This window comes from uncultured Pedobacter sp., assembly GCF_913776295.1.
Lineage (GTDB): Bacteria > Bacteroidota > Bacteroidia > Sphingobacteriales > Sphingobacteriaceae > Pedobacter.
Genome location: NZ_CAJYOJ010000033.1, coordinates 15,295 through 36,037, shown reverse-complemented (window position 1 = coordinate 36,037; position 20,743 = coordinate 15,295). Strand labels below are relative to the sequence as shown.

Annotated in this window: 13 protein-coding genes; 2 read left to right on the top strand and 11 right to left on the bottom strand. The window is 39.9% G+C overall.

Annotation, left to right across the window (positions count from 1 at the left end; genetic code table 11):
* Nucleotides 1-239: 239 nt before the first annotated feature.
* The 6 genes from QZ738_RS05950 to QZ738_RS05925 all read right to left on the bottom strand — a co-directional run bounded on the left by QZ738_RS05950 (nucleotide 240) and on the right by QZ738_RS05925 (nucleotide 7,337).
* Nucleotides 240-770 carry a hypothetical protein gene (locus tag QZ738_RS05950; RefSeq protein WP_293785641.1) on the bottom strand — a complete coding sequence of 177 codons (531 nt, stop codon included), beginning with the start codon at nucleotides 768-770 and terminating at the stop codon, nucleotides 240-242.
* A complete protein-coding gene (locus tag QZ738_RS05945) occupies nucleotides 767-3,064 on the bottom strand; it encodes a patatin-like phospholipase family protein (protein WP_293785640.1) in 2,298 nt (765 codons plus the stop codon). The genes QZ738_RS05950 and QZ738_RS05945 overlap by 4 nt, the downstream gene beginning before the upstream one ends.
* 50 nt (nucleotides 3,065-3,114) lie before the next feature.
* Nucleotides 3,115-3,588 carry a TspO/MBR family protein gene (locus QZ738_RS05940; RefSeq protein ID WP_293785639.1) on the bottom strand — a complete coding sequence of 158 codons (474 nt, stop codon included), beginning with the start codon at nucleotides 3,586-3,588 and terminating at the stop codon, nucleotides 3,115-3,117.
* A gap of 45 nt (nucleotides 3,589-3,633) precedes the next feature.
* On the bottom strand, nucleotides 3,634-4,983 hold the full coding sequence (locus QZ738_RS05935; protein ID WP_293785638.1) for a M28 family metallopeptidase: 1,350 nt from the start codon (nucleotides 4,981-4,983) through the stop codon (nucleotides 3,634-3,636).
* Between the two features lie 153 nt (nucleotides 4,984-5,136).
* Nucleotides 5,137-5,757, bottom strand: coding sequence for an insulinase family protein (locus tag QZ738_RS05930; protein WP_293785637.1), 621 nt, complete (start codon nucleotides 5,755-5,757; stop codon nucleotides 5,137-5,139).
* A gap of 710 nt (nucleotides 5,758-6,467) precedes the next feature.
* On the bottom strand, nucleotides 6,468-7,337 hold the full coding sequence (locus QZ738_RS05925) for an alpha/beta hydrolase (protein WP_293785636.1): 870 nt from the start codon (nucleotides 7,335-7,337) through the stop codon (nucleotides 6,468-6,470).
* A 305-nt stretch (nucleotides 7,338-7,642) separates the two neighbouring features.
* Between QZ738_RS05925 and QZ738_RS05920 the strand changes: the two genes are divergently transcribed.
* A complete protein-coding gene (locus QZ738_RS05920) occupies nucleotides 7,643-9,721 on the top strand; it encodes a hypothetical protein (RefSeq protein ID WP_293785635.1) in 2,079 nt (692 codons plus the stop codon).
* Nucleotides 9,722-10,188: 467 nt separating this feature from the next.
* Nucleotides 10,189-12,534: a glycoside hydrolase family 127 protein gene (locus QZ738_RS05915; RefSeq protein WP_293785633.1), complete on the top strand. Its 2,346-nt coding sequence runs from the start codon at nucleotides 10,189-10,191 to the stop codon at nucleotides 12,532-12,534.
* A 277-nt stretch (nucleotides 12,535-12,811) separates the two neighbouring features.
* Here QZ738_RS05915 and QZ738_RS05910 read toward each other — a convergent pair whose 3' ends face one another.
* The 5 genes from QZ738_RS05910 to QZ738_RS05890 all read right to left on the bottom strand — a co-directional run bounded on the left by QZ738_RS05910 (nucleotide 12,812) and on the right by QZ738_RS05890 (nucleotide 20,580).
* Nucleotides 12,812-14,350, bottom strand: a complete 1,539-nt coding sequence (locus QZ738_RS05910) for an alpha-L-arabinofuranosidase C-terminal domain-containing protein (RefSeq protein ID WP_293785631.1) — start codon at nucleotides 14,348-14,350, stop codon at nucleotides 12,812-12,814.
* Between the two features lie 16 nt (nucleotides 14,351-14,366).
* Nucleotides 14,367-16,370 (bottom strand): alpha-L-arabinofuranosidase C-terminal domain-containing protein, encoded by a 2,004-nt coding sequence (locus QZ738_RS05905; RefSeq protein ID WP_293785629.1) that lies wholly within the window; start codon nucleotides 16,368-16,370, stop codon nucleotides 14,367-14,369.
* Nucleotides 16,371-17,397: 1,027 nt separating this feature from the next.
* Nucleotides 17,398-19,047, bottom strand: coding sequence for a protein-disulfide reductase DsbD (locus QZ738_RS05900; protein ID WP_293785627.1), 1,650 nt, complete (start codon nucleotides 19,045-19,047; stop codon nucleotides 17,398-17,400).
* A gap of 15 nt (nucleotides 19,048-19,062) precedes the next feature.
* Nucleotides 19,063-19,512, bottom strand: coding sequence for a protein-disulfide reductase DsbD domain-containing protein (locus QZ738_RS05895; protein WP_293785625.1), 450 nt, complete (start codon nucleotides 19,510-19,512; stop codon nucleotides 19,063-19,065).
* 21 nt (nucleotides 19,513-19,533) lie between these two features.
* On the bottom strand, nucleotides 19,534-20,580 hold the full coding sequence (locus QZ738_RS05890) for a PLP-dependent cysteine synthase family protein (protein WP_293785623.1): 1,047 nt from the start codon (nucleotides 20,578-20,580) through the stop codon (nucleotides 19,534-19,536).
* Between the last annotated feature and the right edge of the window lie 163 nt (nucleotides 20,581-20,743).

Here is a 20,743-nt window from a genome sequence, read left to right as displayed (position 1 = left end):
CGAAGCACCACAGGTATTGCTTTTCTAAAAGATAGAAATCGTACTAGACCTTTTGTGCAAAAAATAGAGTTAATCGTTAAAAAAACGATTTGTTATTTCACACTCGTTGGAAACGAGCGTGAGCATGATTATTATAACTTTTTCCGTGTCAGGTGGTAACATCAGGAACCACAACTTTAATATATTACTGTTTTCCGTGTCAGATGGTAACATCCGACACCACAAATAACCATGGATGATCAGACCAGGTTCTTCAGTCCGTCAAAAATACTTTCGAAAAAGGTAGCAAGGTTAAGCCCGTTACTATGGTTGAAATAGACGAATACCAGAAACACAATTACCACAAAAATGATGAGTTTACGGAAAGCAAAGGCAATGATCACAAGTGCAATAGGAATGATGAACAACCATAAGCTATTAATGGTGTAAGGACTTAAATCAGAATCTTTTTTATAAACATACACGAGTTTGCTATGCGTACCCGCATCGTTTTGATGTTTAATATAAACGAAGGTAGATTTATCGATTGGTAAGGGCAGCACCGCTATGCCGTCGTTAAATTTCAGGACCTGTGTAAAACCACTTACACTAAAGGTATAGGTTCCGTTTATATTTTCGTTCGGGTTGTTGAGCGAATCGGCTGCTATGATGGCCAGTTTACTATTTTTAAGCAAATTCTCTTTTACGAGAAAATTATTGATAGATGCGTTTTGTGCAAAGCTGAAAAACCCAGTTAAACACAGCGAAATCAAGAGTACGATTCGTTTCATTCGATAGAACGTTTATTGTAAATTAAATAACCGATATGCAATAATACACCATTTCTTTTAATAGCATCATTATATAAATTATAACTCAGGCTAACGGGGCCCAAAGGCGAGTGATAAACCAGACCAGCGGTACCTGCATAACGTAATTTTGTAATGGCCTTTGCATAATTGATATCCTGGAAGTTATTCAGCTCAAACTCTTTATGTGGTAAAAATAAATAACCCTCCAATCGAAAGTCAAGATTTTTTTTAACATTATAAATGTTTTTTATTCCACCTGCGGCATATGTCGTTGCCCTAAACTTATCCAGAAATAGTGAGCGGCTATCTTGTAAGGGATAAAAGGCAGGAGCGGTTAAAAGGGTTGCGTAATAGTTGCTAAACAAAGGCTGATTTGAAATTACCCCTTCAACAATATAACCCAAAGTGTATTTTTTAAGATGTAAAAAATAGTTCTCCTGAGTAAGCTTAATACTGGCCCAGTGGCGTAGCTGGCTACTGCCGGGAACTTTCACAAAACCGGGAGTGTTACGGAAAATGTTGCCGGGATTGTAATTTTCGCGACCGGTGGTGTAATTGAGACTTAACGAAAAGCTTTGGCCATTGGTGGCATATTGTTTTCTGTTCAGCGAATTTTTTTCGAGGTTTAGCGAGCCCCTGAAGCCATTAAATATGGTTTGATCTAATAAATCGCCTACTGCAAAGGTATTATTTGGGCTGTAACGGTCGTTATTGTTGATAAAGTTAGCGTGAAGCACAATTTTGGTATTGTAATTTAAGGGCATTCCCATCATCAGATCAATTTTCCGGTCTGATTGTTCGATATAAATGGGGCGTGGGTTTTCGATAAAGATCTGGCTGGTATTATAAAAGTTCCAGTGATTATAGGTTAACTCTGCAGCCAAAAACAAAGGGAGCCTGGTTGGGTAATCTACGCGGCCATTTACCTGTACCGATTCGTAAAAACGACCGGAGTAAAAGCTGGTTCCGAAAGTGTACGACTTGCGGTTGAGGTAATTGTACTGGGCGCCTAAAAAAACATTGCTAATGGGCCTGGTTGAAATATTGCCTCCCAACTCGAGTTTAAAACTCTTTTTCGGTTGGGCCACTACCTCAAAAGTATAACTATCTGTTGCCGCCTGATAAGAAATTTTGGGATATACCGTTTCGAAAGTCTGGTCGGCAACAAGTTTATAATACCCGCGTTTAACATCTTGCAGGTTAAAAGTAGTTTTATCACTTTTGAAAAGCCTTTCTACGTATTTTTTTTGCTGGCTGTTTACACCCGTTACAATGATATTACTGAATTTTAGATCTGGCTTTTTTGCATTAAATTTCGCTCTTTTCTGTTCCAGTTCTTCATCACTCACCCTTCTGCTGATCAAAGCTTTGATCCTTGGCATATCAGCCATGGTTGCATCATATCCTTTTTTGATCAATTCTTCTACCGGAGCGAAATTGGTAACGCTATAGGTAGCTAAATCGGGCTGGATGTAAACGCCGTTTTTACCGATCATGGTAGAGTCTGATTTAGACAGGAACATGTATACCAGAAAGCGGTTCATTAAACGATCGTCTATATTTTTAGGATATTCGTTATAAGTTTTGGAAGAAACATTGGCACCAATCATATAATCAGGCTTGAAATCCCTTTCCATTACATCAGCGGGGAAATTATTATAGAGACCGCCGTCAAAAACATACTTGCCGTCTAATTTAATCGGCCGGTAGATAATCGGGACTGTCATCGTGGCCCTTACCGCCTCCGCCAAACTTCCCTTACTTACCGTGATGCTTTTTTGCGAAAGCACATCTGCCACCATACAACGGTAGGGAACGAACAAATTGTCGAAATTATCTTTAGAAACGGCTGAGGCCTGCGAGAAAAGCTCAAGAAAAGCAAAATTTAACGGGATATCATTAATCAGGTTAGAGCGGAAACTAAAATGGAAACCGGTATCGATAGCCACTTTTGCAGTAAGCATAGAGGCGTTTGGTGCATTTTTCTGGAAGTAGTAGGTATAATCGCTCGTGTAACGGCCATTTACCCAATTCTGAAAATCGCTACTCAGGGCTATTTCCTCAATCTGTTTTGGGCTATAACCTGAAGCATACATGGCGCCAACAATACCGCCCATTGATGTGCCGGTAATGTAATCAATAGGAATGTGATTTTCTTCTAAAGCCTTTAATGTGCCGATGTGCGATAATCCTTTTGCACCGCCACCGCTAAATACGAGACCTACCTTTTGCGCCTGCAATTGGCTACAGCACAGAACGAACAGGATCAGCAAATATCTTTTAAAAGTTACCACCCCTAAAAATAAGTGTTTTTCTTTTAAAATCAGTTCAATATAAAAATGTTATAGGTTAAAAATGTGGCAAAACTTACCCAAAGAATATAGGGGACGAATATTAAACCTGCCCATTTGCTGATTTTATAAAAAGTAATGGCATTAATAACGATTACCAGCAAGAGTAAAATAATTTCTGCCAAAGCAAAGCCGATTTCATGTAGATAAAAGAAAATGAAAGACCAGGCGAGATTTAAGATCAGCTGGATGAGGTAAATGGCAACCGTACGCGGAAAATGAACTATTTTATCCCGTTTTATCCAAACCAGATAAGCTGCAATGCCAATCAATATATAAAGTGAAGTCCAAACAGGTGCAAAAAGCCAGTTTGGTGGATTAAAGGATGGTTTGTTTAAGGTTGGATACCAGGTTTTAACAGATTGGGCAGTTGCCCATCCGCCTAGCGCACCAACACCGAGTGTGAGGGCAATATTAATAATAAAAGCCAGCGGTTTGAATTTCATGCATCAAATTTGAATTTAAACAAGGGCAAATCCTAAATGTTTTTATTATCTGCCAATACCGGGTACTACAGGTAAACTCTCGTTGCCGTCATTTCCAACACTCTGAACGGCAAATAAATAATTGTCTTTACTGTAAGGCAATCTTAATTCGGTAGCTGATGTGAAAAATTTCTTTTCCCAAACAGGGCTGCTGGTTTCGCGCATTAACACATAGTAACCCTTTACTGTACCATTAACAGGTGCTTTCCAGTACAAAAAAGTAGAATTGCTCAGGTTTTTAACATCAACCTTTACTTCGGTTGGGCTTGAAGGCGCTTTCGCCAGATTGGCCAGAACCGCAATATTCACACCAGTGTTTTTGCGTAAATATTCAAAATCCATAAATTCCTGCAGGTCGCCATACCGAACACCATTTTCTGTTCTCAGGTCTTGATGCTGGTGATCAAAGTTTTCGTTCATTTCAGTTAAACGTACCGCTGTAAACCCATGTTCTACAAACGGGGTATGGTCTCCGCCACGCAGAAACCTGTCATTTCTGTAAATTAATTTAACTTCCAACTGATCAACATAACGTTCGCCTATTTCTTTAACATACCGTGCCAACTGACGGCTTTTACCATCATTTTCTAAACCAAACTGGCGGATGCTTTTTGCATTTTTATCCAAATCAAGACTGGGTAATCCCTCGCTAAATACCCGTAACCTGGTATTGTCGATGATGTTCGTTTCGCTACTGTTATTGCTGCCAATCATATCGTTGTTCAGCATAGCATCTACATTCCAGTTTTCTTTTTTAGCTTTTGAGGCCATAAAACCAGAACCCAGTAAAGATTGTTCTTCACCGCTTACGGCTACAAATATGATGGTTGCCGGAAATTTATACTGACTCATAATCCTGGCAGCCTCTATCACGCCTGCTACGCCGCTGCCATCATCGTTAGCGCCCGGCGCATCGCTGGTCCTGTTCATTACGTCGGTTACACGGCTATCCAGGTGTCCGCTTACCACATAAACTCGTTTATCGCTGGTATCTGTACCCTTCAAGATCGCTACGGCATTTCCCAGCAGTATAGGTTGGTCTACTCTTTTGCCATCAGGTTTAAGTGTAATGGTATCCAAATAGGCGGTAACCCGACCATCGCTTTGCTTTGCAAACTGGTTAAACTTAGTCACTACCCAGTTCCTGGCGGCTCCAATTCCTTTGGTTTTACTTTTAATATCGCTCAGCGTATTTCTGGTTCCGAAAGAAACCATTTTATTGATATACGATTTTAGCGAGTCGGAATTCACGGCCTTAACCATTTTATCGATATCCTGATTCCGGTTAACCACAATCTGGGCATTTAGGGTTAAACTAACGGCAATAAAAGTGAGTAGGATATAAGCTTTTTTCATTTGCAGGCTTTTTAGGAAATGATGGGTTTATATTAGACGAAGATATTAAATGATTACTGGAATATGAACGGCGAAAACCAGAAGGCATGTAACAATTAGCAAATAAAAAAGCCCCCTGAAACTAATCAAAGGGCTTAGACTTAATTTTAAAGATTACTTTGTAACCGTTGGTACATGTTCTTGTATCCGGTTCCAGTTGCCAAAAGCTTTTTTGGCTGACGCTTTAGCCGTATTCAAATCGACATCTCCTGCAATGGTTAAAAATGTTTTTTCCGGAGAAATCTGCCTGTAAAAGTCTTGAACATCTGCCAGGGTTAAAGCATTAATCGAACTTTCGTTTACTGTTTGATCATAATCGTAATCCTGAGCCTTTATACTGGTTATTAATTTAGCTTTGGCCGTGTTGAAAGTTTTTTGATCAATTATTGCATTCTGGATCAGAGCAGCCATTTCACTTAAACCTTTTTCTAAATCCGCATTGGCTATAGCCAGTTTGCCACTGTTATCTTTAAAGCTGATGTTCGTGTTTTTGCCCGCATTTTCATTTAGTACAGCATTTAATAGCTCAGCTACGCCGTCTTTTTTGTTGTCAAATGCGGTAGCATCTAAGGTGAAGCTGGAATAAGCTTTTGGCGATTTATTATTTTCAGCAATAATAATGTTCATGCCGTTTTTGAGTTTATAACCAACCGGTTCTTTGAAGCTTTGTGCTTTAGCGGCATAGACAAATAGCACGGCGACTGTGCAAAGGGCAATTGTTTTAACTTTGTTCATTTTATTTTTTTTGGATAATAAGGATAAAATTTTCTTTAAGTTTCTGCTAATGTAAATCTCATCAGTTCTGACAGGGTTTTGAAGGAAAATCAGCGTGATTATTAATGTGAAACAGGCTTATATACGGGAAGAGAATTGGATCGGATGTTGTTAAATATACGTTTCATTCATTTTGTTCATTGCTACCTTAAGGAAACATCATTTTTACTATGTCTGTTCACAATTTGACTTTGTGATGATGCCGTTAAGGTTTATTAATAGTTACTAATTGTTGAGTATTTAATCGGTCTTAAAGATTAAATGCTAAATTATATCCATTGCCTTTTGAGAATTTCAGAAAAAGCTTTTTGTATACAGGCTGCTGCCTAAAATGAATGTATCTGAAAGATCCGGGGCGAAGCTGGTTACTGGTTAGGAGAAAGATATCCCTAAATCATATTTATAACTATGATGCCAACGGTAGGAAAATGGAAGTTATATTACAATAGATCAATGGGTTTTAAAGCTTGTCTATAAAGGAGGACGACATTATACCTGTTGTTTCAATATAGTTTAGACTACTATATCATCTCTCTTAAGGCAGCGCAATTTGTCCAAGATCATTTAATTAGTATCAACGTTGGCGTAGGATAGAGTTGATTGATCATGCTGCAAAAAGGTTGGGGAAGAAGCAAATAATTTTTATATCAATAATCTGTACTTTTTCCTGATCATTCAGTTTTAACCACTGATGGGCACGAAGCCTCTGGCGTATAAAAATGGTCTGATGCTGATTTCAAACCGGCATCTTCAATAAAATCTTTTATTTCCCTGATGGTTTCATCTGGCGCACTGATGTGTGGGAAATGACCGGTAGCTTTCATCACAACTAAAAAATTCTCGGGCGTATTTTTATAGATAAATTCCCCAACTGATAACGGAACAATTGCGTCATTTTTACATTGCAGGGTTAAGCTCGGTACTTCGAGGTTTTTCAATTGGTCTCTGTAATCGGTTTTAAAGGTAGCCATTGCAAAAGCAAGCGCCACACTTGGATTGGTGGCTTCAAAACATTCCTGTACAAAATCAGATAATTCAGGTTCACCAGGGCTATCCATCACTATTGGTGCCATTTGTTTGCTCCAGGATACATAATCTTGGGCAATATGCGTAAATATGGTTTCCATGTCTTCAGCATTAAATCCGCCGATATAATCACCATCGTTTAAATAGCGTGGTGATGCCCCTATAAATATTAATTTTTTAAAAATTTCCGGTACCTGTAACGCCGCAATCATACCGATCATACTGCCAACAGAATGCCCGATAAATATAATGTTCTTCAGCTCAAGTGCTTGTATGATATCCATTACATCACAGGCATAGCCTTCAAGTGTAGCATATTTCTTTTGGTCGTATTGACTGAGGTCCGAATCACCAGAACCTACATAATCAAATAAGATTACTTTGTAGTCCTCAAGGAAAGCATCCGTGATGTATTTCCAGGAATTTTGTGCACAGCCGAAGCCATGAGCAAATACCAGTACCTGACTGCCTTCGCCAAGTATTTTTACATTATTTCTGATGAGTATGGGATGCAAATTGTTTGGTTTTAAAATTCTCGGTCAAGTTAAGTAATGTAACGTTTTTTTTATACTAAAAATAAAAAATGAACAAAATGCACTATAGGATTAGGTTGTCTGGATTTTCGATTTTCTCTTTAATGTTTTAATTCCTTTATGCTCAAATGTTTGTTGGTCTTTCTTATTACGAATTTTACCTGCCAGGAGATTTTAAAATTTAAAATTAAATGTATGGAATGATTGAAATCCAAGTTTTAGGATTACATATTCTGCTCATAATCATTATCTTGCCTATTCTACACTAACCAGAAAACAAATACTTGATGAAAAAAATATTTTCACTCCTCATTATTATCTGCATATTTTCTCTGGATACGTCTGCCCAGGTTAATTTAAAAGCCTTTAAACCTAATGGAGCTACTGTTTCTGTCAGGCAAAAAGGCTTGGTTTTAAGTTGGCCGGTTGGCAATAATGTAATGGGCAGATTGGTTCTTGATCTCGAGAAAGGAAAACCCCTTTTTAGCAGTTTGCAGATGGGTAAAAAAGGTGCGTTAAAATTAATTGCATCAAATCTTGATCCTGTTTTTATCTTGCGGGTAGGTAAACGTACTTTAAGCCCGGAAAGTGGGGGTTGGGATGTATTTTTTGACCGTGTTCCCACGCGGCCTTACACGACCAGTCTTGTCAAATTCGAAAAAGGGGATGCAAGTGTTTTTACACATGGTGCGCAAACAGTGGTTAAAATAGCCGGCGTAAAGTGTGATAACTTTAGCGGTAACTTAGAAATAACACTTTACAACGGAAGCCCCTTGTTTAATATAGCTGCTGTCGTATCCACCCAAAAGGATTCGACTGCAATTTTGTATGATGCCGGATTGGTAAGCAAAAAAGAGAGCTGGTCACAAGTAGCCTGGTCTGACGTAAAAGGTAAGCTTCATGAAGAAAAGGTTGTTAAAACTGAAGAAAGTAAAAACTTAGAGGTAAAATACCGTACGGTTATTGGCGAAAATAGTGCTGGAAGTTTAGCGGTTTTTCCTGCTCCACATCAGTATTTTTATCCGCTGGATGAAGCTTTTAATCTTAAATTTACCTGGAAAGGACGTAATTACTTAAACCTGATTTCTGATTTTGGAATTGGCATCCGTCAGGACCCTTTGGGCGACAAACGTTATGTACCATGGTTTAATGCACCTCCTCATACCCAACAACGTCTTAATTTTTTCTGCCTGCTAAGTACCGGAAAAGCAGATATGGTTTTAGACGAAGTAAAAAAGTTTACCCATAATGATACTTATGTACCTCTGCCGGGCTATAAAACAATGGCCAGCCATTTTCACAATGAGTTTATTTCGGATGTCGTACTAAGTGGTAAACCCGTGCCGCAGCAACCGGAATTTGTTGATGTACTCAAGAAGACGGGGTTAAATATCGTGAAACTGGCTGAATTTCATGGCCCTGGTCATCCTAAGGGACCAGATTCTATTCGTTTAAGGGAGTTAGATGCCTTATTTAAACAGACGAAAAGGCTTTCAGACGACAATTTTCTTTTGTTACCGGGAGAAGAGGCCAATAATTTTTATGGCGGACATTGGTTGGCATTTTTTACTAAACCGATTTACTGGATCATGTCGAGGAAGAGCGACATGCCTTTTGAAAGTAATGACCCAAAATATGGAAAAGTTTACCGGGTAAGTAATAAGGCCGAAATGCTTAAATTACTGGAACAGGAAAATGGCCTGGCCTGGACTGCCCACGCCCGTACAAAGGCTTCAACGGGTTATCCGGATAAATATAAGGAAGAAGATTTTTTTAAATCAGAAACCTTTATGGGAGCAGCCTGGAAAGCAATTCCGGGCGATCTTTCGTTGCCCACCCTAAGTAAAAGGGTATTAAATCTAATGGACGATATGGCCAATTGGGGTTTTAAAAAACATGTAATCTCCGAGGCTGACATCTTTACCATTACCGAACAAAACGAAATGTATGCACACTTAAATGTAAATTATTTACAACTTGATAAAGTGCCAAACTATACTGATGGATGGCAACCGGTTTTAGATGTCATGCGGCAGGGAAAGTTCTTTGTTTCTACAGGTGAAGTATTAATCCCAGGCTTTAATGTTGACGGCAAAGGTGCAGGAGAGACTTTGAAGGTTAATAACAGCGGAAAAGCAAAGATAAATGTGCAGCTCGATTGGACATTCCCATTAAGTTTTGCAGAAATAGTATCGGGCGATGGGAAAAAGGTATATCGTAAAAAACTAAATTTAAATGCAACCCAGGCATTTGGTAAAAAGGATTTTAATTGGCAGGTTGATTTAAAAGGCCGTAAGTGGGTAAGAGTAGAGGTTTGGGATGTGGCCACCAATGGTGCATTTACACAGATGGTTTGGTTGGAGTAGTTTGTTTTCCTGTGGAGGCTTAGCTATGATAAGTGGAACTGCAACATCTTAAAGAATGATATCAGGGTTTGTAAACCGTTATTAATTTTAATTTGTGCTTTGTTTTTGCGTGTGTACAGACTAAACATTTTGATAAAAAAATTTCCAAACGTTTAAATGATTTGTTTCAATCGTCCCGTAATTGCAATTGTTTTTATATCTTAGCTTTATAAATGTCTTTGAGACGTTTATTTAACCAAATTTGATAAAGTGCTGCTTTTGGCCGGTTATATCCCCAAGCCAATGGTTTATTATACTTTTGATGTTATGAGCATTTAAACTATCTAACGGGCTGTTTATTATCAGGGGTTTATTCATCAATAGCAAGCATATAGGACAATTAATTTATCTTCAGAGGTTGTTAAACGGGAATACCTAAAATTTATCGAATGCGTTCAATGATCCTCGCTATGAAGAAGATGTTAAAAATGAAAAATATAATCACAGTTGTTTTAATTACCGCTCTGGGTGGAACTGTTTTTGGGCAGAAGACCTTAAAAACATTTAGTTTAACAGAAGTGCGTTTGCTCGAGGGACCTTTTAAACAAGCGCAGGAAACCGATAAAAAATATATGTTATCGCTGGATGCGGATAGACTTTTGGCACCATACTTACGGGAAGCAGGACTAAAGCCTAAAGCCGAATCGTACGGGAACTGGGAAAATACAGGCCTGGATGGGCATGTTGGTGGACATTATCTGTCGGCCCTATCTTTGATGTATGCATCTACAGGCGATGCAGAGGTGAAGAAGCGTATTGATTATATGATTGCCGAACTGGACAAATGTCAGCGTCAGAATGGCGATGGTTACCTGGCGGGAATTCCGGGTGGTAAAAAAATCTGGCAAGAGATTAAAGCCGGAGATATAAAATCATCCAGTTTTTCTTTAAATGGAAAATGGGTACCCCTGTATAATATCCATAAAATTTATGCCGGACTTTACGATGCGTATGCCGTTGCAGGCAATGAAAAAGCGAAGCAGATGCTCATTAAACTAACGGATTGGTGCGTGGACATGGTTTCCAAATTGTCTGATGAACAAATACAGGAATTATTAAAGAGCGAACATGGCGGGTTAAATGAAACTTTCGCTCATGTTTACGCGATAACAGGCGACAAAAAGTACCTTCAATTGGCCAAACGCTTTTCGGATCGATCCATTTTAAATCCGCTATTGAAAAATACAGATGCCCTGAACGGCTTACACGCCAATACGCAGATTCCGAAAGTGATTGGTTTTGAGCAGATTGCGCTGTTGGATAAAAATCAGGCCTGGGCTGATGCCGCTGCTTTCTTTTGGAAAACAGTAGTCGATCACAGAACAGTAGCCATCGGAGGAAATAGTGTTAGGGAGCATTTTCATCCTGCTAATGACTTTTCTTCAATGACAGAATCGCGTGAAGGACCTGAAACCTGCAATTCGTACAATATGCTGAAGCTGACCAAACAGTTGTTTTTGGCAAACCCTTCAAATACTTATCTTGATTATTACGAGCGCACACTTTATAATCATATCCTTTCTACGCAAAGGCCAGAAGGTGGTTTTGTATATTTTACCCCTATGCGACCAGGGCATTACCGTACCTATTCGAGTCCGCAGGAAAGTTTCTGGTGCTGTGTAGGTTCGGGATTGGAAAACCATGGCAAATATGGAGAGCTGATTTATGCACACCGTGTGAATGATATATTTGTAAATCTTTTTATCCCGTCAACCTTAAACTGGAAAGAGAAAGGTATTCAACTTACACAAAAAACCCTTTTTCCTGATGCTGAGCAAACGACTATCAAACTTCAGTTGAAAAATAAACAGCGTTTTACCTTACATTTCCGTCGGCCTGCCTGGGTAGAGAAAGGAAAAATGGCTGTGCTGGTAAATGGAAAAAAGGTAACCGCTATAAGTGAAGCAAATGGTTATGCCAGTATCGATCGTACCTGGAATACGGGTGATGTGGTTAACATTTCGCTACCGATGCATACTACTACGGAGTTTATGCCCGATGGCTCTGACTGGGTGGCTTTTCTCCGCGGACCGATAGTTCTTGCTGCAGAAATGGATACTTTAAATCAACCTAATTTAACCGCTGATGGCAGCCGGATGGGACATATCGCCTCTGGTGCTTTATTGCCGATCAGTGATGCACCCCTGGTTACCGGGCCAAAAAGTACGCTTGCCAATGAAATTACGCTGACTGATAAAAACAGTTTAACGTTTAGTGTCCGGAATGCGGTTTATCAACCCAAATACAAATCTCTAAAACTGGTTCCTTTTTACACCCTTGCCGAAAAGCGGTACGTGGTTTACTTTCCTTACAGCAATGAACAGTCTTTGCCGGAGCGCGCGAAGGCGATCAAACTGGCTGAAGAAGAAAAGATGAAGGTTGAACAGCAAACAGTTGATCTGGTTAATCCTGGTGAACAACAACCAGAATCCGATCACAATTTTAAAGGTGAACAAACCGATAACGGAACCCACCAGGAAAGGCATTTCAGAAACGGAAAAGCTTGGTTCAGTTATGTGCTGAAAAACAAAGATTTATCTGGAAACAAGCTCAGTTTAACCTATTTTGGAAAAGAAGAGGATAAAAGTTTCGCTATCCTGATCAATGGTGTTAAAATTGAAAATGTAAAATTAGACGGAAGCAAGGGAAATAGCTTTTACACACAAGAATATCAGATTCCAAAAACGCTGTTAAAAGCAGATTTAGAAGTGAAATTCGTTGCCGATCAGGGCTCGGCTATCGCAAATATTTATGAGGTAAGGTTGGTGAGGTAGGTGATTTAAATTGTGGTCTGTGCGGACACAGACCACTGGTTATAAGGATAATTTTAAGTTGATAATATCCCTTTAGAAATCGTCATTCTCAACTTGATTGAGAATCTTAATTCAATCGCTTTCAGATTCCCGCATTCGCGAGAATGACGACCGCAAAAATATAGTTTGTTAATAGTAACTTTTCTCCAAATCAAAGTGGAATTATTAGCCAAAAAAAAATGCTGAACTCGTTTCAGCATCTTTTTTAATGGGTAATCAAAATCTCAATTTTCTTAAATTATTTCAATTCCAAAACCACAACAGATTGCGCCGGTAACTCTACTTTTAACGAATTGCCTGCTTTTTTGGCACCTGTAAATTTTGCATTATGCACCTTGTTCAAATCGTTAAAGGTGTTTACATCGGTCAGTTTAGCGGAGGTCAAAATCTGTCCGGTAACCGAATTCCATTTCAAGCCATCCAATACCGTACTTAACGCAATTTTTTTATTTGGATCTAAATTAACCAACGAAATATGGATTGCACCGCTGGCATCTTGTGAAGCTGAAACATTTAGCGCCGGAATTTTCTGATCGCCTAGCACATAATCAGGGCTGGTAAAGGCAATTGGCAAGTACCTGGCATCCTGGTGTACCTTGTAAAGATCAAAAACATGGTAAGTGGGGGTAAGGATCATTTTATCTTTTTCGGTTAAAATCAAAGCCTGTAGAACATTTACGGTTTGTGCCAGGTTGGCCATTTTAACCCTATCTGAATGGTTATTAAAGATATTTAAGGTAGTCCCTGCAATTAAGGCATCCCGTAAACTGTTTTGTTGATACAGGAAGCCAGGATTGGTTCCGGGCTCTACATCAGTCCAGATTCCCCACTCATCAACTACCAGGGCAACATTCTTTTTAGGATCGTATTTATCCATTAGTGCGGAGTGTTTACTCACCAGTTCTTCCATGTGCAGGCAATTTTTCATGGTCGAGAAGTATTGTGCTTCATCAAATTTGGTAGCAGACCCTTTCGCATTCCAGTTTCCTGTTGGCAGCGTATAATAATGCAAGGTTAAGCCCCACATCTGGTCTCCAATATTTCTCATACAGGTTTCCGTCCAGTTGTAATCGCCGGCGTTAGCGCCACTGGCAATTCTTTTTAAGGGTGCACCCGGATAGTTGCGTGCATAGGTGGCATATCTACGGTACAAATCAGAATAATAGGCAGGTGTCATGTTGCCGCCACAGCCCCAGCTTTCGTTACCTACGCCCCAGAAAGAAACTTTCCATGGTTTTTCTCTTCCGTTTTGGCTGCGGATGGCCGTCATTGGGCTAACGCCGTCAAAGTTCAGGTATTCTACCCATTTGGCCATTTCTTCAACCGTTCCGCTACCTACATTTCCCGCAATATAAGGCTCGCAATTAAGCATCTGGCAAAGATCCAAAAACTCGTGTGTGCCAAAGCTATTGTCTTCTGTTACACCGCCCCAATTGGTGTTGACCATTTTCGGGCGTTGGTTTCTCGGTCCAATACCGTCTCTCCAGTGGTATTCATCAGCAAAACATCCTCCCGGCCAGCGCAGATTCGGAACCTTGATCTTTTTCAAGGCTTCTACAATATCTAACCTTATCCTTCCTTTATTCGGAATGGTTGAATGCTCATCTACCCAAAAACCATCATAAATACAACGGCCCAGGTGTTCTGAAAAATGACCGTAAATGTGTTTGCTCACCACCTGATCGCCTCCGGGCTTGATCGTAAGCTGTGTTTCTGTTTGTGCCTGCACTAAGACAGAACCGCAGAATAATGCTGCAGATAAGAAAAATTTCTTCATTGTCATCTCGTTAATTCTATGAGTTAAAAGGAATTTTAATTACGTTGAATGAATATGGTTTTAACGCAATATTTAATTTTTTGCCTTTTAGGTTAATGGTACTTTTTTTCGGACTTACCGCTTCAGGGTTTTCAAATGAGTTAACCTGTTTTAGGTTGCTGTTTGCGATTTCCTCATTGGTGGCCTTACTTTTCAGTTTCATTTTACCTTCAAGATCGAAATCGATTTGCTGCGGTTGCGCGGAGTTGTTTGCAATTTTAATGATGAGTTCTTTTTTTACCTGATCGGTTACGGCAGACGCATAAAGTCCATCCTGGCCGATAATATTTTTATCATCAAGAGTAATCGAAACCACATCGGTTCCCTTATTGGTAGAAAACTGTTTCTGCACATAATAATCAGGTGTACCATACGATTTCAAATTATCTACCCAGATCATATCAGGTGCCCACTGCCAGGCGTCTATATTTGCAAAAAGAGGAGCATAAGAAGCCATTTGCACCACATCGGCATTGCGTTCCAGGCCGGTCATTAACGAAGCCGCAGCCAATGCGCTTTCCCAGTTATTTCTATTGCTGCCTTCAATCCTGCCATCGGCGTGCACTGCATATTCGCCCACAAAAACTTTCGAGCCGTTTCGCGGGTAATGATCATAACGGCCTGCATTTTTTAAGAACCAATCAGCCGGACGGTAATAATGTTCATCTATAAAATCGGCATTGTTATTTCGTAATGCGGTATTGAGCAGGTTAAAACGGTCGCCCTCCGGATCCGTGCCTGAGCTGTTAATGATTTTGAAATCAGGGTATTTTGCTTTAATGGCTTTGGTAAAGATGGCAAGCCTTTCTAAATATTGAGGACCCCAGTTTTCGTTCCCTACGCCCATCATTTTTAGATTAAAAGGTTTTGGGTGACCTAAATCAGCACGCATTTTACCCCATTTGGTGGTTATATCGCCGTTGGCAAATTCAATCAGGTCTAAAGCGTCCTGTACATAAGGATCCAGTTCATCAAGCGAAGCGACTTCAGCAGAATTATACTGGCAGGCCATACCGCAATTTAATATCGGCAGGGCGTCTGAACCGATATCTTCAGCCAGTTGGAAATATTCGAAAAAGCCTAAGCCAAAACTCTGAAAATAATCTGGTGCGGCACGGTGCGGAAACTCGGTATTCCAGCGGTTGATAATCAGTTGTCTGTTTTCAATCGGGCCAATGGTTTTTTTCCATTGATAACGGTTGGCCAGATCGGTACCTTCTACAATACAGCCTCCCGGAAAACGGATAAAGCCCGGTTTCATATCAGCCAACAACTGCACCATATCTGCTCTTAATCCTTGCGGACGATTTTTCCAGGTGTCGCCAGGGAAAAGACTGATCATATCCAGATCAATATCGCCCTTTCCCTGAAATAGAATGGAAAATTTCGCTTTTGGATCGGTTTCGGTGGCCGTAAAACTGGCTGATTGTTTTTTCCAGTCGCTACCGGTTTGGTCAGGTGTTAAAGTTCCCTGTCCGATAATTTTATTGTTCGCGTCTTTCAACATCAGCACCAGTTTAACTCCTGGTGCTGATTGACGGTACATCAACGAAAAATCGTAGCGTAATCCTTTTTTTACACCAATACCTTTAAATCCCTCATTTATGAGTTCAAAATCGTCGTTTTGTTTTTTTACCTGTAAATATCTGGGATTGGCGGTATTTACCTCTTTACGGTTTACCACCAATACCTCGCCTTCTTTTAGCTTTTTACCCTGGATGCTCCAGCCCATCAGCGGTTTTGTAAATTCGAAAGAGCGGTTTTTAATCAGTTCGGCATATATACCACCATCAGCGCCAAAATTAATATCTTCGAAAAAAACACCCCACATGTTCGGCTGCACCTTGGCGATGCTTTGGTCTGTTTTAACTCTAATTACTTTCGCAGCTTGTGCCCACGCTTTCGTGGTACATCCAATTGCAATGGAAGTATACACCAGGCCGGCCGAAAAGATACTTTTTACAGGTTCATTTAATTTCATATCGTTTGAATGTTTGGAAGATTCTAAAGGTAAAAGTAAAATATTTAAAATAATAAACGTCACGAGAACATTTATTTTTTTCGTTTTCCGTCGATTTTTCAATCGTCGCATTGAAGAATATAATTTTAAACAGCAAAGATTATATGGTAAAAGCATTTAAATATTTTTATGAGATACGGGCAACACTAAAAAGTTAAATTTAGTCAATCAGGTGGGCGCATCGTGTAGCGTATTCGTGGTTTGTTTCTTGTTTGGTGTCTGGAAATGAACGGTTTGAGGTTCTTGGGTGCTTCAGTCCCGCTTTCCATTACAAGTCCTCGCTAAGCTCCGGGCTTTCCATTGTAATCGGGTTTAGGAACGAAGGTTTTTTGCACCATGCAACCATAAATGAGAACTGCTTTTTCCAAAAATCAACTAGTTTTACCATATCAGACATTATACTCAATATCAGCTTATATCGCACTTATATTTCTCACATGGATTAAGATATTGGAAAACGAGCGTGAGGTAGTTTTCTTAGAAGTGGTCTGTGGAGACACAGACCACGGCAGAGTTTTGTGCACTTTGCAACCTTAACAATGAAATGCTGTTTTGGCCATTTAGCCCCGGTTGCAACGTTACCCTGCAGCAACGAGGTACGAGGCAGCGAAGCGTATAAGTGTAAAACGGGAAGAAACTTAGTTTTTTGTACAAGCCATGCGCTCCCATTATTAAAAGTATTTTCTATCCTCCGCCTGTGTTGTCACAAAAAAATGAATATTTACATTGGTCTATGAGACACCGTCCATTGGATAAGGAAAATGATCCTTTATTCCGTGCCTTCCGTGTTTCCGTTGCAAAAAAGCAAAATACTACCGATCCAGTTTTAATAATGTTACTCCTTTTCGGGCCAATTCCATTTCAAAAGCATCGCCGCAGGCATTAAATTTGATGGCCTTACCATCCAAAAGAAAAAAGGACAGACCATCCGGTACTGCCCTTTTACATCATTAACTAAAATTAAATTCAACGCTTTTATCCTATCTGTTTAGTGGAAAGCGTTTAAACCACTCACTAAGAATTTTTTATAATTGGCTATTTCATAATCAGCACCTTGTGGTGGTGCCAGTAATGTTTCTTTTTTTGGATCGAGCAGTACATAAAAGGGCTGCGAATTGGATTGGAATTTCCTGGCCTGCAGATCGCTCCATTTTTTGCCAATAGTGTTAAGTTTTTTCCCTTCAGGTGTAACCGTTACATCAGCAGGAGCTAGCTCGGTTTTATCGTCTACATACAGCTGGATCAATACATAATCATTATTGAGCATCCGATATACATCTTTATCCGGCCAAACATTGGCTTCCATTTTTCGGCAGTTTACGCAGGCATGACCGGTAAAATCGATCATTACAGGTTTGTTCAGCTTTTTCGCGGCGGCGATACCTTCATCATAATCGAAATAAACATTCAGTTTTAACGGTGCATGGAATTTGTCTGCATATTTATGCGGGCCATCAGTTGTTGCAGATTGTTTTCCGCCTAATAAGCTAGCGGTATACAGATCGAAATCCTGGGTTTCCTGCGGCGGAAGAAAAGCGGAAATGCTTTTTAATGGTGCACCCCACATGCCGGGAATTAAGTAAATGGTAAAGGCTAATACGATAGTAGCCAGAAAAAGCCTCGGTACGGAGATAAATGCCAACGGGCTATCGTGCGAAAACTTCAGTTTACCCAATAGATAAACGCCCATCATACCAAAAATGACTATCCAAAGGCTTAAGAATATTTCACGGTCAAACCATTCCCAATGGTAGGCCAAGTCTACATTGCTTAAGAATTTTAAGGCAAAAGCAAGCTCAAGAAAACCAAGCACAACCTTCACACTGTTTAGCCAACCGCCTGATTTTGGCAGCTTGTTCATGGCAGAAGGAAATAGCGCAAACAGGGCGAAAGGAATTGCCAGGGCTAATGAAAAGCCAAACATTCCAATTGCCGGGCCTAACAAAGCACCAGTTGTAGCCGCCTGTACCAACAAGGTACCTATAATAGGGCCAGTGCAGGAGAAAGATACCAGTGCCAGTGTTCCGGCCATAAAAAACAATCCGGCAAGGCCACCTTTGTCTGAATTGGCATCCATTTTATTTACCCATGAAGAGGGCAGGGTAATTTCAAAAGCACCTAAAAATGAAGCTGCAAAAGCAACAAGCAATAAGAAGAAAACGAAATTGAAGATTCCATTGGTTGATAAACTGTTTAAGGCATCGGCCCCAAAAATCACGGTAACCAAGAGTCCAAGTACCACGTAAATGAGGATAATAAAAAAACCATATAATGCAGCCCGTTGAAAAGCTTTTCCTTTTTCTGAACCTTTAGTGAAAAAACTGACCGTGAGCGGCAACATGGGGAAGATGCAAGGCATTAACAGGGCCGCTAAACCGCCAACAAAGCCTGCAATAAAAATGCCCCATAAGGTCTTATGTTCTTCTGTTGACGGTGCAGCAGCTTGATTAACCGTAGCGGGTACTGCAACTGATGTGTTAACAACGGTATCAGTAACTTTGGTGTTGCTGTCAGCCGCTTCAGGCTTAATTTCAGTAAATGTAAGATCATCTGTACCTGTGCTGTCCTGTGCATATCCGTTAAGAGATATGGCACCAAAGAGCAGCAGCCCGAAGCAGATTTTTTTGAAGGATATCATATACTTGTAACGCTATTATTTTACAGGAACACTAAAATCGACCTGTTCCGGCGGCAGACATTGTTTATCATCACATACCATAAATTCTACGCTGCCTTTAACGGTTGCGGTTTTACCTTTCAACTTTACTTTTTGCTGAAACACTACCGATTTTTCGAAGTAGCTTACTTCCATTTTAAAAGTAGGTTCGAACTTAGTTATTGCTTTTGGTTCGATTGTTTTTCCAACCAGTGTATAAGCTCCGGATGCCGGAAAGGTAAAGGTTGTTTTAACAGGGCCTCCATCTTTAACCAATTGCGAATAAAGATGCCAGCCTTGGTCTATAGTAGCTTTAATAAAAACAGTAGCGGTATTTGGACCTGTTTTTTTGGCAGCGTAACTCCAGGTTACGGGTTTTAAAATCTGGCTATACGCACTAATGTTAATCAGGCATACGGCACATAATAAAAAGATGATTTTTTTCATGTTGTGGTTATTAGTGATGGTTTAGTGTAATCTGCTAAAGGCTTGGTAATCCAGAAAATCTACTTCGGGGCTAATGTATTCTGGTTTAACAGGTTCCAGTTTCATTAAATCGGTACTTAAATATTTCTTGTTGCTATCAGAAAAGACGGTGACTACGCAGCTGTCCATTCCCATTTTTTGTTGTTGTTTGATGGCACCTATCACATTGGCTCCTGATGATATACCTACTGCTAAACCCAGTTTCTCTGCCAGTTTTTGCGCCATGAGGATGGCATCGCCATCGTTTACCTGTACCACTTCGTCCAGTTCGTCCAGCTTAACAATTTCTGGAATGAACTCATCAGAAATACCCTGAATTCTGTGGCTACCTACCTTATAACCCGTAGTTAAAGTTGGAGACTCTGCAGGCTCCAGCGGGTGTATTTTAATATTGGCATTTTGCTTTCTCAAAAAATTACCTACCCCCATGATGGTTCCTCCGGTACCTACGCCGGCAACAAAAGCATCGGGAGATATATTTTTCAATTGCAATTGCCCCCAGATTTCCTTCCCTGTAGTATGTTCGTGTGCTTCCGGATTGGCAATATTTTCGAACTGTTTTGGTAAAAAGATATTCGGGTCTTTTGCAGCCATTTCTTCTGCAAGTTTAATGCTACCGATAAATCCGCCTTCTTCTTTACTCACCAAAATAATTTCAGCTCCTAAGCTTCTAATAATATCCATGCGCTCTTTACTCAACCAATTGGGCATGATGATGGTTACGGGATGACCTAAGGCTTTACCTATCGCGGCAAATGCAATCCCGGTATTACCGCTCGTAGCCTCAACAATGCGGTCTCCGGCTTTGATTTTGCCTTCAGCATAAGCTTTTTTTAACGTGTAAAGCGCCATTCTGTCTTTGATACTACCAGTTAGGTTATAATGCTCACATTTAACATAAATTTTACCTATACTTTTTTGATAAGTATAAGTAAGCTCCAGCATTGGGGTATTGCCAACCAGAAGTGATAAATGTTCAAATTTTCCCATATTGGAAGTTGTTAGTTCATTTGCTGTTAATGCTTGCATGGAAACTTTTTTAAATCAATTAAAGTGAATTTTCAATTAACTAAATTTCGGTAAAACTCTGTATTATTCTTATTTATGTCAATACACGTTGGTTTTTTCAGAAATTTTCTGTTATTTTTAACGATAATTAATTTTTATTTCATTTTAGGCTGGTTTTTTTAGG

Bases quoted from the DNA above. Each gene is read 5' to 3' on its own strand.
- QZ738_RS05900 (WP_293785627.1), bottom strand. From the start codon at position 19,047: ATGATATCCTTCAAAAAAATCTGCTTCGGGCTGCTGCTCTTTGGTGCC.
- QZ738_RS05890 (WP_293785623.1), bottom strand. From the start codon at position 20,580: ATGCAAGCATTAACAGCAAATGAACTAACAACTTCCAATATGGGAAAA.
- QZ738_RS05895 (WP_293785625.1), bottom strand. From the start codon at position 19,512: ATGAAAAAAATCATCTTTTTATTATGTGCCGTATGCCTGATTAACATT.
- QZ738_RS05940 (WP_293785639.1), bottom strand. From the start codon at position 3,588: ATGAAATTCAAACCGCTGGCTTTTATTATTAATATTGCCCTCACACTC.
- QZ738_RS05910 (WP_293785631.1), bottom strand. From the start codon at position 14,350: ATGAAGAAATTTTTCTTATCTGCAGCATTATTCTGCGGTTCTGTCTTA.
- QZ738_RS05950 (WP_293785641.1), bottom strand. From the start codon at position 770: ATGAAACGAATCGTACTCTTGATTTCGCTGTGTTTAACTGGGTTTTTC.
- QZ738_RS05915 (WP_293785633.1), top strand. From the start codon at position 10,189: ATGAAAAATATAATCACAGTTGTTTTAATTACCGCTCTGGGTGGAACT.
- QZ738_RS05935 (WP_293785638.1), bottom strand. From the start codon at position 4,983: ATGAAAAAAGCTTATATCCTACTCACTTTTATTGCCGTTAGTTTAACC.
- QZ738_RS05930 (WP_293785637.1), bottom strand. From the start codon at position 5,757: ATGAACAAAGTTAAAACAATTGCCCTTTGCACAGTCGCCGTGCTATTT.
- QZ738_RS05920 (WP_293785635.1), top strand. From the start codon at position 7,643: ATGAAAAAAATATTTTCACTCCTCATTATTATCTGCATATTTTCTCTG.
- QZ738_RS05905 (WP_293785629.1), bottom strand. From the start codon at position 16,370: ATGAAATTAAATGAACCTGTAAAAAGTATCTTTTCGGCCGGCCTGGTG.